11 protein-coding genes are annotated in these 11,642 nt (G+C 70.9%); 5 read left to right on the top strand and 6 right to left on the bottom strand.

The window, feature by feature from the left end:
• Positions 1-38 precede the first annotated feature (38 nt).
• Positions 39-1,820, top strand: coding sequence for a 3-oxosteroid 1-dehydrogenase (gene kstD / locus FHR33_RS16305; protein ID WP_183648096.1), 1,782 nt, complete (start codon positions 39-41; stop codon positions 1,818-1,820).
• Between the two features lie 51 nt (positions 1,821-1,871).
• Here the strand turns inward: kstD and FHR33_RS16300 are convergent, their stop codons facing one another.
• Positions 1,872-2,369: an anthrone oxygenase family protein gene (locus FHR33_RS16300; protein WP_221241124.1), complete on the bottom strand. Its 498-nt coding sequence runs from the start codon at positions 2,367-2,369 to the stop codon at positions 1,872-1,874.
• Positions 2,370-2,525: 156 nt separating this feature from the next.
• Between FHR33_RS16300 and FHR33_RS16295 the strand changes: the two genes are divergently transcribed.
• Positions 2,526-2,861 carry a putative quinol monooxygenase gene (locus tag FHR33_RS16295; protein WP_183648094.1) on the top strand — a complete coding sequence of 112 codons (336 nt, stop codon included), beginning with the start codon at positions 2,526-2,528 and terminating at the stop codon, positions 2,859-2,861.
• Between the two features lies 1 nt (position 2,862).
• On the opposite strand, the gene FHR33_RS16290 is transcribed toward FHR33_RS16295, so the two are convergent.
• The gene (locus FHR33_RS16290) at positions 2,863-3,702 is read right to left on the bottom strand and encodes a class II glutamine amidotransferase (protein WP_183648091.1); all 840 of its coding nucleotides are present in this window, start codon (positions 3,700-3,702) and stop codon (positions 2,863-2,865) included.
• 266 nt (positions 3,703-3,968) lie between these two features.
• Here FHR33_RS16290 and FHR33_RS16285 point away from each other — a divergent pair, with 266 nt between their 5' ends.
• A complete protein-coding gene (locus FHR33_RS16285) occupies positions 3,969-4,925 on the top strand; it encodes an NAD(P)H-binding protein (protein WP_183648088.1) in 957 nt (318 codons plus the stop codon).
• Between the two features lie 56 nt (positions 4,926-4,981).
• On the opposite strand, the gene FHR33_RS16280 is transcribed toward FHR33_RS16285, so the two are convergent.
• Positions 4,982-5,566, bottom strand: coding sequence for a hypothetical protein (locus FHR33_RS16280; protein WP_183648085.1), 585 nt, complete (start codon positions 5,564-5,566; stop codon positions 4,982-4,984).
• A gap of 107 nt (positions 5,567-5,673) precedes the next feature.
• Between FHR33_RS16280 and FHR33_RS16275 the strand changes: the two genes are divergently transcribed.
• The gene (locus FHR33_RS16275; RefSeq protein ID WP_183648082.1) at positions 5,674-6,549 is read left to right on the top strand and encodes an SDR family oxidoreductase; all 876 of its coding nucleotides are present in this window, start codon (positions 5,674-5,676) and stop codon (positions 6,547-6,549) included.
• Between the two features lie 167 nt (positions 6,550-6,716).
• Here the strand turns inward: FHR33_RS16275 and FHR33_RS16270 are convergent, their stop codons facing one another.
• Genes FHR33_RS16270 through FHR33_RS16260 form a run of 3 tightly spaced genes read right to left on the bottom strand, consistent with a single transcriptional unit; the run spans position 6,717 to position 10,593 of the window.
• On the bottom strand, positions 6,717-8,987 hold the full coding sequence (locus tag FHR33_RS16270; RefSeq protein ID WP_183648079.1) for an ATP-binding cassette domain-containing protein: 2,271 nt from the start codon (positions 8,985-8,987) through the stop codon (positions 6,717-6,719).
• Positions 8,984-9,793, bottom strand: coding sequence for an ABC transporter permease (locus FHR33_RS16265; protein WP_183648076.1), 810 nt, complete (start codon positions 9,791-9,793; stop codon positions 8,984-8,986). The genes FHR33_RS16270 and FHR33_RS16265 overlap by 4 nt, the downstream gene beginning before the upstream one ends.
• Positions 9,790-10,593 carry an ABC transporter ATP-binding protein gene (locus FHR33_RS16260; RefSeq protein WP_183648073.1) on the bottom strand — a complete coding sequence of 268 codons (804 nt, stop codon included), beginning with the start codon at positions 10,591-10,593 and terminating at the stop codon, positions 9,790-9,792. The genes FHR33_RS16265 and FHR33_RS16260 overlap by 4 nt, the downstream gene beginning before the upstream one ends.
• Before the next feature lie 73 nt (positions 10,594-10,666).
• Here FHR33_RS16260 and FHR33_RS16255 point away from each other — a divergent pair, with 73 nt between their 5' ends.
• Positions 10,667-11,440, top strand: a complete 774-nt coding sequence (locus tag FHR33_RS16255) for a TetR/AcrR family transcriptional regulator (protein WP_183648070.1) — start codon at positions 10,667-10,669, stop codon at positions 11,438-11,440.
• Positions 11,441-11,642: the final 202 nt, after the last annotated feature.

The raw sequence follows: 11,642 nt of genomic DNA, 5'->3' as shown, positions 1-11,642 counted from the left end.
GCCGGCCACAGGTCAGCCTCACGTCGAAGGGATGCGCCATGCCCACGGACCAGAACCCCCAGCCGACGCCCCTCCCAGGGCACACCAGGCGGCAGGTGTTACGCGGGGCGGCGGGAGCCGTCCTCACCACCGGCGTGCTGGGCGGCCTCGGCGGCACCGCCTACGCGGCCGTCGAGGACTACGACGTCGTCGTGGTGGGCTCAGGCGCGGCAGGCATGACGGCGGCGCTGCGGGCGGCCAGGCGCGGGCTGCGGACCGTGGTGATCGAGAAGGCGCCCACGTTCGGGGGTTCGGCGGCCCGCTCGGGAGCCGGCATCTGGATCCCGAACAACGAGGTCATCCTGGCCGCGGGCGTCCCCGACACGCCCGCGAAGGCGGCCGCCTACCTCGCGGCGGTCGTGGGCGGTGGGGCGCCCGCCGACCGGCAGGCCGCCTTCCTCGCCAACGGCCCCGCGATGATCTCGTTCGTGATGCGGAACAGCCCCCTGCGCTTCCGTTGGATGGAGGGCTACTCCGACTACTATCCGGAGCTGCAGGGCGGGATGCCGAACGGCCGCTCCATCGAGCCCGACCAGCTCGACGGCAGGGTGCTCGGCGCCGAGCTCGCCCATCTGAACCCCGCCTACATCCCCACGCCCGCGGGGCTCGTCGTGTTCAGCGCCGACTACAAGTGGCTCAACCTCGCCGCCGTCAACCTCAAGGGGGCGGCCGTCTCCGCCGAGTGCGTGGCCAGGTACACCGCCGCCGCGCTGCGCGGGGAGATCCCCCTGACGATGGGCCAGGCGCTGGCAGGCGGGCTGCGCGCGGGTCTGCTGGCCGCCGGGGTGCCGGTGCGGCTGAACACGCCGCTGGTGGACCTGCGGTTCGACGGGGACGGCAGGGCCACGGGCGTGGTCGTGTCGCACAACGGCGGGCAGGTGCTGGTCAGGGCCTCGCGCGGCGTCATCGTCGGCTCGGGCGGCTTCGAGCACGACCTGGCCATGCGCACGGAGTTCCAGCGGCAGCCCATCGGGACGGACTGGACGGTCGGCGCCCAGGAGAACACCGGAGACGGCATCAGGGCAGGCCGCCGCGCCGGAGCCGCCCTCGACCTGATGGACGACGCCTGGTGGGGCCCGGCGATCCCGCTGCCGGACGAGCCGTACTTCTGCCTGGCCGAGCGCACGCTGCCGGGCGGCATCCTGGTCAACGGGGACGGCGTGCGGTTCGTCAACGAGGGTGCGCCGTACAGCGACGTCGTGCACGTCATGTACGACCGCAACGCCAGCGGGCCGCACATTCCCTGCTGGCTGATCGTGGACCAGAACTACCGCAACAGGTACCTGTTCAAGGACCTCGCGCCGACGCTGCCGTTCCCCGACTCCTGGTACGCCGCGGGCGCCGTCCACAAGGCCTGGACGATCGGTGACCTGGCGGCGAAGATCGGCGTCCCGTCCGCGGCCCTGCGGCAGACGGTCACCAGGTTCAACGGCTTCGCGCGGACGGGCAAGGACCTGGACTTCCATCGCGGCGACAGCGTCTACGACCACTACTACACCGACCCCGCCGTCCGCCCGAACTCCTGCCTGGCGCCGCTGTGGCTGCCGCCGTACTACGCCCTCAAGATCGTCCCAGGGGATCTCGGCACCAAGGGCGGGATGCGCACGGACGCGCGGGCGCGCGTGCTGCGCGCGGACGGATCCGTCATCCCCGGCCTGTACGCCGCGGGCAACGCGAGCGGGGCGGTGATGGGCCACAGCTACGCGGGAGCGGGCTCGACGCTCGGTCCCGCGATGACCTTCGGCTACATCGCCGCCGACGACCTCGCCGGCGCGCCGTGATGCCAGGGTGGACGGTCGAGGACGCCGCGGCCGTCCACCCGAGGGCGGCCGTCAGGCCGACGACTGGCCGTGCAGCACGAGCGCCCAGACCAGCAGCGCGAAGGCGGGGACGCTGGTGAACACGCGGACCAGGTTGAACCTGGCCCACCTGGCCTCGTCGAACTGCCGGCGGACCGCGGCCACGTCCATCCGGTCAGGGTCTCCCGCCGCCTTGATCGCGTCGTTGCGCGGCACGTTGGCGGCGATCGTGATGACGACGGTGACGGCGTACAGCACGAGTGCGATGGCGATCCACGCGAAGGCGGGCCTGCCGAGCTGTGTCACGGCGGCGGCGATGGTGAACAGCAGCGCGCCGAGGAAGCCGCCGCCGATGAACCACGGATTGATGATCGCCCGGTCGAGCGCCTGGAACGCCCCGACGAAGGTGCGGTCGTCGGTCCGCCTGAGGCCCGGCATGACGGTGTGCGCGTAGAGGGCGAACACGCTGGAGACCATTCCCATGGACAGCGTCGCGGCGATCAGCGCCAGCGTCGAGAGTACGTCCATCATGCGCTCCCAACGTGAGGGGTGGGCGGTTCGCCCGGGATGACTGTAGCGGACGACCCGCTCGCCGAGCGAGCCGTCGACGATCATGATGGGGCGGGCGCTAGCCTCGTCTCGCCCGGTGTCGTGGGCCGGGTTCCGAGCTTGAAGGAGCGAGCAACAATGATCTTCATCACCGCGAAGTTCCGCGTCCGGCCCGAGCACGCCGACAGGTGGCCCGAGATCACGGACGAGTTCACCAGGGCCACCCGCGGCGAGCCCGGCTGCCTGTGGTTCGACTGGTCGCGCAGCGTCGACAGGCCCGACGAGTACGTCCTGGTCGAGGCGTTCCGCGACGGCGAGGCAGGCGCCGCCCACGTCCAGTCCGAGCACTTCAGGAAGGCGCAGCAGGCGCTTCCCGGGTATCTGGCGGAGACGCCGCGGATCGTGAACGCGGAGGTGGCGCAGCACGACTGGTCGCTCCTCGGCGAGCTGGCCGTCCCCGAGGACCGCGCGTAGGTCAGTGAGCCGTCATCGCCACATCGAACCCGGCCAGCAGCTCGCCGTCGGGCGGGATGACGCCGTAGCTGCTCTCAGGGAGCTCGTTCCAGGCTCCGGGCAGATCGCCGAGCGGCTCGGACACCACCAGGCGGGTGTCGGCGGACAGCCCGCGCAGCCACGCGACATCGGGGTGCAGCGCGCGCAAAGACTCGACGCTGGAACTGTAGAACAGCGTGCGCGACTCGCGCCGGCTGGAGTAGCGGAAGACCCACACCCGCTCGCCGTTCGACGTCGCGACCGTCATCTGCAGCGGGAACTCGATGCCGTGGTCGTGGCCGAGCCGTTCGACCAGACCGGCCATGCGGGCCACGGCCCCCGGCGGATCCTCGTCCAGGCCGAACGTCAGCGCCAGGTAGAACATCACCTCCGAGTCCGTCGTGCCCTCGATGCGGGAGAACAGCGCGGGATCGACGGCCATGCACAGCTCCCGCCGGAGCCGGTCGAAGCCCGCGACCACGCCGTTGTGCATCCACATCCAGCGTCCGTGACGGAACGGGTGGCAGTTGGTCTGCTGCACCGCCGTGCCGGTCGACGAGCGGATGTGGGCGAAGAACAGCGGAGAGCGCACATGGTCGGCGATCTCCCGCAGGTTACGGTTGTTCCAGGCCGGACCGGTGTCCCTGAAGATCGCGGGGGTGGCGATGTCGTCGGTGTACCAGCCGATGCCGAACCCGTCGCCGTTCGTCGTCTCCACCCCCATCCGGGAGCGCAGGCTCTGGTCGATCAGCGACGGCACCGGACGGTACAGCACGTCGCACAGCAGCACGGGCGTCCCCGAGTAAACAAGCCATCGGCACATGAGCCACGCCTTTCCTCACCGGGTCGTACAACCTCAGCCGTACCCCCTCAGCCGTGCGGTATGGCGCGGCGGGTTCGGCGCGCGAACCTCCTGCTGAGCGCGGAGCGCGGCGTCGAGGGCGGCGTCCGACCCGCTCGGCGCCGGCTTCCGCGGCGGACACGCGGGCGGTCCGCACGGGTGGTAGGGTCGGCGATCTCGGATCCGCAACCTCCCCCTGCCACCGGGGGCGGCGCAAGATCTCCACTCTCGTGTTGGAGGCTCTTGCCATGGGCGGAATCAACCGGTTCACGAATACCTGGCAGGCCGGTCTGCGCCTGCTGACTGCCGTCAGCGCCAGAAAGGACGCGGGCAGCAGCCCCACGGGGATCGTCGGGCGGAGCCTGGCACGGCAACTGCTGGAGGCGGGGGACCGGGTGCGCGTTCTGGCCGAGCCCGCCCAGATGGACGGCTGGCCTGACGAGGTCGAGGTCGTCGAGGGGTCCATCACCCGGCCACTGGAGTACGCCGAGGTCTTCGCCGGCGTCGACGGCGTCTTCCTCGCCGGAGCCGTGCCCACGACGGTGCGGGACGCCCTGGATCTCGCCAGAGTCGCAGGTGTGCGGCGGATCGTCGTGCTGTCCTCCCACGGGCCGGAGTACGAGGAGTCCTATCCGCCGGAGACGTGGTTCTGGCTGGCCATCGAGCGGGCCGTCGAACGCTCCGGGATGGAGTGGACGCACATCCGCCCTTCAGCGGTGATGGGGGCGATGATCGAGGGCACCTATCCCGCCACAGGGTCGGACTGGCCGCAGACGATCAGCGGCGAGCGCGTCGTGCGGGAGGCCTTCCTGGACGGCGGCCACTATCCCTTCATCCACGAGGACGACCTCGCCGCCGTGGCGGTGGCGGCGCTGCGTGCCGACGACTGTGCCGGGGCCGTCCTCGAGGCGGTCGGACCGCCGATCAGCACCCGATCGCGCGTGGCCAGCATCGCCAGAGCCGTCGGCGGCGACATCGCGGCCGTCGAGGTGAAACCCGACGACAGCCGCGCGAACTGGCGGCGTCACGGCTGGCCCGACAGCGGCATCGACGTGACGCTGTACGCCCTGGAGGAGTACGGCGCGCGGCTGGCCGAACTCACCCAGTGGACGCTCGACCAGCGGCCCGCCGTGCAGGAGATCATCGGCCGCCCGCTGCGCGGCTTCGACGACTGGGCGGACGAGAACGCCCACCTGTTCCGCTGAACGTCCGCTCTGTCGCGGGAGCTACGACCCCGGGTCCCGCCGGGAGACCGCCTCACTCACAGCCGGATCCCCTTGACGATCTCGTCGAGCTCGGGGACGAGCGGCTCGCTGGCCATCACGGTGACGATCACACCCTCGCGCTCGACCCAGCCGACGTAGCGCCCGTGCCCGAGAGCTCCGTCGCCCTCCTTGGTGAGCACCGTGCGCCCGCCGATCCTGGCGGTCTTGTCGTCGCCCGAGAAGGTGCCGAGGTCGAGCGGCGCCTTCTTCAGGTGGGACAGCTTGCCTGCCGCCGGCCAGCACACCACGCGCACCCACAGCGACCGGTGCTTCCTGTCGATCTCGTCGCGGTCGTCGTACCACTGGTAGCCGTACTCGACGGCCCCGCGCAGCTTGTTCACCACGACCTGACCCGCGAGGAAGCCCTTCGGCAGATGGCCGACGCGCACGCCCTTCAGGGCGGTGACGCCCTTGGCCGGCCGGTCCTCCTTCCCGTCAGCGGATCGGCGGGCCTCCGCCTTGGTGGGGGTGGGACAGCCGGCCGTACCGGCGGGCTCGGCGTGCGCCGGCGAGGCGACGAGGACGGTGCCCGAAACAAGGGACAACGCGGTCAGCGCGAGCGTCTTGCGTAGCTTTTTCATGATTCATTGGATGCCACAGGGTAGCCGGAAGTTCGCGGAATACCCGAGGCGTCCTTGTGTCATGAGGGGCTTGACTTAAACCTTGGTTCACGTTCGAGCATGGTCGCATGAAGACCTCAGAGAAGATCTTGGTGACCGGTGCGACGGGGAACATCGGCAGGCACCTGGTGTCCCTGCTCGCCGAGGCGGGCGTGGCGGTGCGGGCGTTGACCCGCGATCCGGGGAGGGCCGGCCTGCCCGGCGGCGTCGAGGTGGCGCGCGGGGATCTGACCGAGCCGGAGACCCTGGAGGCGGCCCTGGAGGGCGTGGACGCGGTGTTCCTGCTGTGGCCGTTCTTCTCGGCCGCAGGGGCGGAGCCCGTCGTCGAGGCGATCGCCCGGCACGCGCACCGGGTCGTCTACGTCTCCGCCTTCTCCGTGCAGGACGGGCGCGACACGGCGCAGAACGGGGTGTGGGGCGAGATCGAGGAACTGGTGCGGCGGTCCGGCGTGGAGTGGACGTTCCTGCGGGCGGGCGGGTTCGCCACCAACACCCTCGGCTGGGCCGACGACATCAGGACCGGTGGTGTGGTGCGCGCACCGTACGCCGGCGCGGCGCGCTCGCTCATCCACGAGGCCGACATCGCCGCCGTGGCCTTCAAGGCGCTGACGGAGGACGGCCACAGTGGCAGGAGTCACGTGCTCACGGGGCCGGAGGTCATCACCCAGGCCGACCAGGTCCGCGTCATCGGCGAGGTCATCGGCCGCCCTCTGCGCTTCGAGGAGCAGCCGCGGGAGGAGGCCCGCGAGCAGATGATCGCTTCCTGGGGCGACCCCGCCGTGGTGGACGACGCGCTCGACTACTGGGCCGGCATCGTGACCGAGCCGGAGCCGGTCACCACGACCGTCGAGGAGGTGACCGGCCGTCCCGCCCGCACGTTCCGCGAGTGGGCGCGCGACCACGCGGTCGGCTTCCGGCCGGCGCGGGACGTCGCCGACGCCTGACGCCGAAGGCCCCGCTCCCGGCGATCCGGCCGGCCACGCGCCCGGCTGTGGCCTGCGCGTCGCGGATCGGCGGGCGGGCGGCGGGTCGCGCAGGGTGCCGCGCGCCACCGCGTCCGCAGGACGACGACGCTCAGGGCATGCGTGCCCAGAAATGCTCGGGCGGCCGGCTATCGCCGGGAGCGGGCGGCGAGGTGGCGTCGGAGGTGACGGGCGGTGTGGGTGGCGGAGGTGGCGATCATCTGGTGCGGGGTGCCCTCGAAGACGACGTGACCGCCGTCGCGTCCCGCGTCGGGCCCGAGGTCGATGGCCCAGTCGGCGGCGAGGATGACGTCAAGGTTGTGCTCGATGACGATGACGGTCGAGCCGGAGTCCACGAGCCGGTCGATCAGGCCGATGAGCCGATCGATGTCGGCGATGTGCAGGCCGGTGGTGGGCTCGTCGAGCACGATCGTCCGGCCGGGGGTGGCCAGCTCTGCGGCCAGCTTGAGCCGCTGGCGCTCGCCTCCGGACAGGGAGTCGAGCGACTGGCCCAGGGTGAGGTAGCCGAGGCCGACGTCGGCGAGACGATCGAGGACGGACAGGACTGGCTCCTGGGAGAAGAAGCGCCGGGCCTCGTCGACGCTCATCTCGAAGACGTCGGCGATGGTGCGCCCGTCGACCTCGTGGCGCTGCGCCTCGGGAGTGAAGCGCCTGCCCTTGCACGACTCGCAGCGGGTGGTGACGCCCTCCATGAACGCCAGGTCGGTGTAGATGAGGCCGGTGCCTTCGCAGGCGGGACAGCCACCGGAGGAGTTCGGTGTGAACAGCCCGGCCGGCTGCCGGGTCGCTCGGGCGAAGATCTGCCTGATGAGGTCGAGCAGGCCGGTGAAGGTGGCGGGGTTGGACCGCCTGGAGCCGCGGATGGGCCGCTGGTCGATCACGACGGCGTCGGGTTCGACGGCCGGCAGGTGGCCGAGGACGAGGCTGCTCTTGCCGGATCCGGCGACGCCGGTGACCACGGTCATGACGTCGCGCGGGATGCGTACCGTGACGTCGCGGAGGTTGTGGGTGCCGGCACGCTCGATCAGCATCCACGCGCTCGCGGGCCGCGGATCCGCGCGCTCGGTCCGCTCCGCCCGCAGCCCCGCGCCGGTCGGGGTGTCGGCCCGCTGGAGTTCGGCGTAGGTGCCCTGGAAGACGACGTGGCCGCCGGCCGCTCCTGCCCCAGGCCCCATGTCGATGCAGTGGTCGGCGATGGCCATGATCTCCGGGTCGTGCTCGACCACGATCACCGTGTTGCCGCGGTCGCGGAGGGCGAGCAGCATCTGCCCGAGCGTGTGGACGTCGCGGGGGTGCAGGCCGACGGTGGGTTCGTCGAAGACGTAGAGCATGTCGGTGAGGGCGCTGCCGAGGTGGCGCACCATCTTGATGCGCTGGGACTCGCCGCCCGACAGGGTGGAGGTCGCGCGGTCGAGGCTCAGGTAGCCCAGGCCGAGGGTGACCAGGCGCTGCAGGTGCTCGCGCAGCCTGCTGAGCAGAGGTGCGACCTCGGGATGGTCGAGGGTGTCGATGACGGCGAGGAGCTCGTCCACCTGCATCGCGTTGCAGTCGGCGATGGAGCGCCCTGCGATGAGGCTGTTGCGCGCGGGCTCGGCCAGTCGTGAGCCGCCGCACTGGGGGCAGCGGCGCCGGGTGACGATCCGCTCGAACGCCTCACGCTGCCTGCCCTTGAACGACTCCGGTTCCCGCTGGAGGTAGATGCGGGTGAATCGGGGGAGCAGGCCCTCGTACGCGGTGCCGACCGCGTCCATGCCGGCGGGTGGGCTGAGGGTGTCGGCGGGTGTGTGCAGGAGGATGTCACGCTCCTCGGGGGTGTAGTCGCGGATCTTCTTGTCGACGTCGAAGAACCCCGAGCGCGCGTATGCCTTCCACATCCACTGTCCAGGTGCGAAGGGCGGGAAGGTGATCGCGCCCTCGGACAGCGACCTGTTCTCGTCGAGCAGTTCGCCCACGTCGACAGCGGCGGAGACCCCCAGGCCCTGGCAGTTGGGGCACATTCCTGCGGGGTCGTTGAAGCTGTAGGCGTTGGAGTAGCCGGCGGACGGCGTGCCGATGCGTGAGAACAGCAGCCGCAGGCGCGCCCCGATGTCCGTCGCGGTGCCCACGGTGGAGCGCGGGCCGCCCGACAGACGCTTCTGGTCCACGATGATCACCGCGGACAGGTTCTCCAGGTGGTCGACGTCGGGCTGCCCGTAGCTGGGCAGGCGCCCCTGCGCGAAGGCCGAGAACGTCTCGTTGAGCTGCCGCCCCGACTCCGCCGCGAGCGTGTCGAAGACCAGGGAGGACTTGCCCGAGCCCGACACGCCGGTGACGACGCTGAGACAGCGCTTGGGGATGTCGAGATCGACGTTCTTGAGGGAGTTCTCTCGTGCGCCGCGGATCCTGATCACATCGGTCATCGGTTGAGTCCTTGGAAGGTACGGATCGCGAGGGGGGCGAAGATCAGAGTGAGCAGGAGCGGCGCGATCATGGCGGTGGCGAGCGCGTGCTGCGCGGCCCAGGTCTGTCCCCCGGCGTAGGCGCCGGTGAACAGTTCGCGGACGGCGGTGGCCGTCGCCGAGAGCGGGTTCCACTCGGCGGCCACGCCGAGCCAGCGGGGCATGGTGGCCGGGTCGACGAACACGGTCGACAGGAACCCGATCGGCCAGGCCAGGAGCTGCGCGGCGCTCACGGCCTCGGGTGAGCCCGCTTTCAGGCCTGCCCAGACACCGACCCAGAGAAGGCCGAAGCGCAGCCACAGCAACAGCCCGTAGGCCAGCAGCGCTGCGAACAGCCCGTTCTCCCACCGCCAGCCCAGGGCGAGACCGGCCACGGTGATGATGGCGATCTCCAGGGCCGAGGTCAGCATGTCGGCCATGACGCGGCCGAGGAGCACCGCACCGGGGGCGATCGGCAGCGAGCGGAACCGGTCGGTGACGGTCTTCGCCGCGTCGGTGGTGACCGCGATCATGGTCGTCTCCACGCCGAACAGCATCGTGAACGCCAGGACGCCTGGGATGACGAACAGGATGTAGTCTCCCGCGCTTCCCGCGATCGCGCCTCCGAGGAGGCCTCCCATCATGAGGATGACGAGGACGGGGAACAGGAGTTGGATCGCGAAGACTCCGGGCCTGGCCCGCCAGTGCCGCATGGTGCGTCCGGTGATGATCGCCGCGTCTCTCCAGAGGCGCGTACGTACCGGGCCGGACAGGGTCGAGGTGGTCATGAGGCGGACGCTCCTTCGGGCGCTGTCGCGTGCAGGTGGAGGTAGACGTCTTCGAGGGTGGGCTGCCGCAGCACCAGGCGAGGCTCCCCCACGAGTTTCTTGAGGTCGTCCGGCGTCCCCTGAGCGATGACGGCGCCCTCGCGCAGGATCACCACGTCGTCCGCGAGCGCGTCCGCCTCCTCCAGGTACTGGGTGGTCAGCAGGACAGTGGTCCCGGCGGCGGCCAGGGAGCGCACCGAGGCCCACAGACCGTGCCGTGCCTCGGGATCGAGTCCCGTGGTGGGCTCGTCGATGAACAGCACGCCGGGTGTGGTGATCAGGGAGGTCGCCAGATCGAGACGACGGCGCATCCCACCGGAGAACGCGCTCACCGGCCGCCTGCCCACGTCGGCCAGCCCTGCCGTTTCGAGCAGCTCGCCGGCCCTGTCACGAGCGCTGCGCCGGGTCAGGCCCGACAACCTGCCGAACAGCTCGAGGTTCTCGCGCGCGCTCAGCAGCTCGTCCAGCGCGGCGTACTGCCCGACCAGCCCGACAGAGGCCCGCACCTGCGTCGCCTCACGTACGACGTCACGGCCCGCGACGCGGGCCGTGCCCTCGTCGGGGAGGGTCAGCGTCGTCAAGATCCGGACCATCGTGGTCTTGCCGGCGCCGTTGCCGCCGAGTAACGCGCACACCCGCCCCGCCTCGACCGTGAGGTTCACGCCGTCGAGCGTCGGGCGCGCGTTGCCGGGGAAGTGCTTGCGGATTCCCCGAGCGACGATCGGGGCCGTCGTGGGGCTTGCCACCGATTGCGAGGTCATGCAGCCTGCCTCCTGCCTAGTCATGCTTCTTACGCAGTACAATACATTGTAAGAAACCAGAGAGGAGCCCTCGGTGGCCAAGAGAGCGGAGCGTCCGGGCGATCCGGCCAAGTTGATCGGGCTGCTGTGGCGGCCCACGGAGGCCGTGAGCCGGTCAGGGCTGACGCCGAAGGTCATCACCCGGGCGGCGATCGCCCTGGCCGACCAGGAGGGGATCGACGCGCTCACCATCCGCCGCGTGGCAGGCGACCTCGGCGTCAGCACGATGGCTCTCTACCCCTACATCGCCGGACGGTCCGAGCTCCTCGAGCTCATGCTCGACGCCGTGGCCGCGGAGGTCTACGCCCACACCACCCCACCGGCGCAGGCAGGGCAGTGGCGGACCAGGATCGAGCACATCGCCCAGGCCAACTGGGACCACCACATGGCCCACCCGTGGACCGTCGACATCGCGGCGGGCCGCCCGGTCCCTGGACCCGGCGTCTCGGGCAAGTACGAGACCGAGCTCTCCGCTCTCGACGGGCTGGGCCTGAGCGACATCGAGATGGACCAGACCCTGACGGCGATCCTCGGCCTGGTCTCCAACGCGGCGCGCGAGACGATCTCGTTGCGGCGCATCAGGCAGGAGAGCTCCCTGACCGACACCCAGTGGTGGGAGAGCGTCGGGCCGAGCCTGGGCAAGGCGATGGCGGGCGCCTCCTATCCCGTCGCCAGGCGAGTGGCGGCGAGCCTCGGCGAGGCCACCGGCCTGGCGACCGACCCGGAGGGGGCCTTCCGATTCGGGCTCGGCATGCTCATGGACGGACTCGGCACGCTCATCGGCGCCCGCGGCCGGCACACGCTCTGATCGGGCTTCGACCGTGACGGAGCTGAAGCCGTCGCTGCTCAGGGCAGCTGCCTACCGGTCGAGGCAGGAGGAGGTCCGGCCGGCCGACGCGCGCTGTTCTCGACGGCTGCTATGGTGAAAAACGCTCGTTCGGAAGCTAGGAGACCAGACGTGGCAGGTGACGACGACATCTCCGGGTGATACCGGAGGTTGACCGGCCCCG

Source organism: Nonomuraea dietziae, from assembly GCF_014195505.1.
GTDB lineage: Bacteria > Actinomycetota > Actinomycetes > Streptosporangiales > Streptosporangiaceae > Nonomuraea > Nonomuraea roseola.
The sequence above is the reverse complement of the archived record's forward strand: the minus strand, read 5'-3'. Positions and strand labels throughout refer to the sequence as shown.

Bases quoted from the DNA above. Each gene is read 5' to 3' on its own strand.
- FHR33_RS16300 (WP_221241124.1), bottom strand. From the start codon at position 2,369: ATGATGGACGTACTCTCGACGCTGGCGCTGATCGCCGCGACGCTGTCC.
- FHR33_RS16290 (WP_183648091.1), bottom strand. From the start codon at position 3,702: ATGTGCCGATGGCTTGTTTACTCGGGGACGCCCGTGCTGCTGTGCGAC.
- kstD (WP_183648096.1), top strand. From the start codon at position 39: ATGCCCACGGACCAGAACCCCCAGCCGACGCCCCTCCCAGGGCACACC.
- FHR33_RS16260 (WP_183648073.1), bottom strand. From the start codon at position 10,593: ATGACCTCGCAATCGGTGGCAAGCCCCACGACGGCCCCGATCGTCGCT.
- FHR33_RS16275 (WP_183648082.1), top strand. From the start codon at position 5,674: ATGAAGACCTCAGAGAAGATCTTGGTGACCGGTGCGACGGGGAACATC.
- FHR33_RS16265 (WP_183648076.1), bottom strand. From the start codon at position 9,793: ATGACCACCTCGACCCTGTCCGGCCCGGTACGTACGCGCCTCTGGAGA.
- FHR33_RS16295 (WP_183648094.1), top strand. From the start codon at position 2,526: ATGATCTTCATCACCGCGAAGTTCCGCGTCCGGCCCGAGCACGCCGAC.
- FHR33_RS16280 (WP_183648085.1), bottom strand. From the start codon at position 5,566: ATGAAAAAGCTACGCAAGACGCTCGCGCTGACCGCGTTGTCCCTTGTT.
- FHR33_RS16270 (WP_183648079.1), bottom strand. From the start codon at position 8,987: ATGACCGATGTGATCAGGATCCGCGGCGCACGAGAGAACTCCCTCAAG.
- FHR33_RS16285 (WP_183648088.1), top strand. From the start codon at position 3,969: ATGGGCGGAATCAACCGGTTCACGAATACCTGGCAGGCCGGTCTGCGC.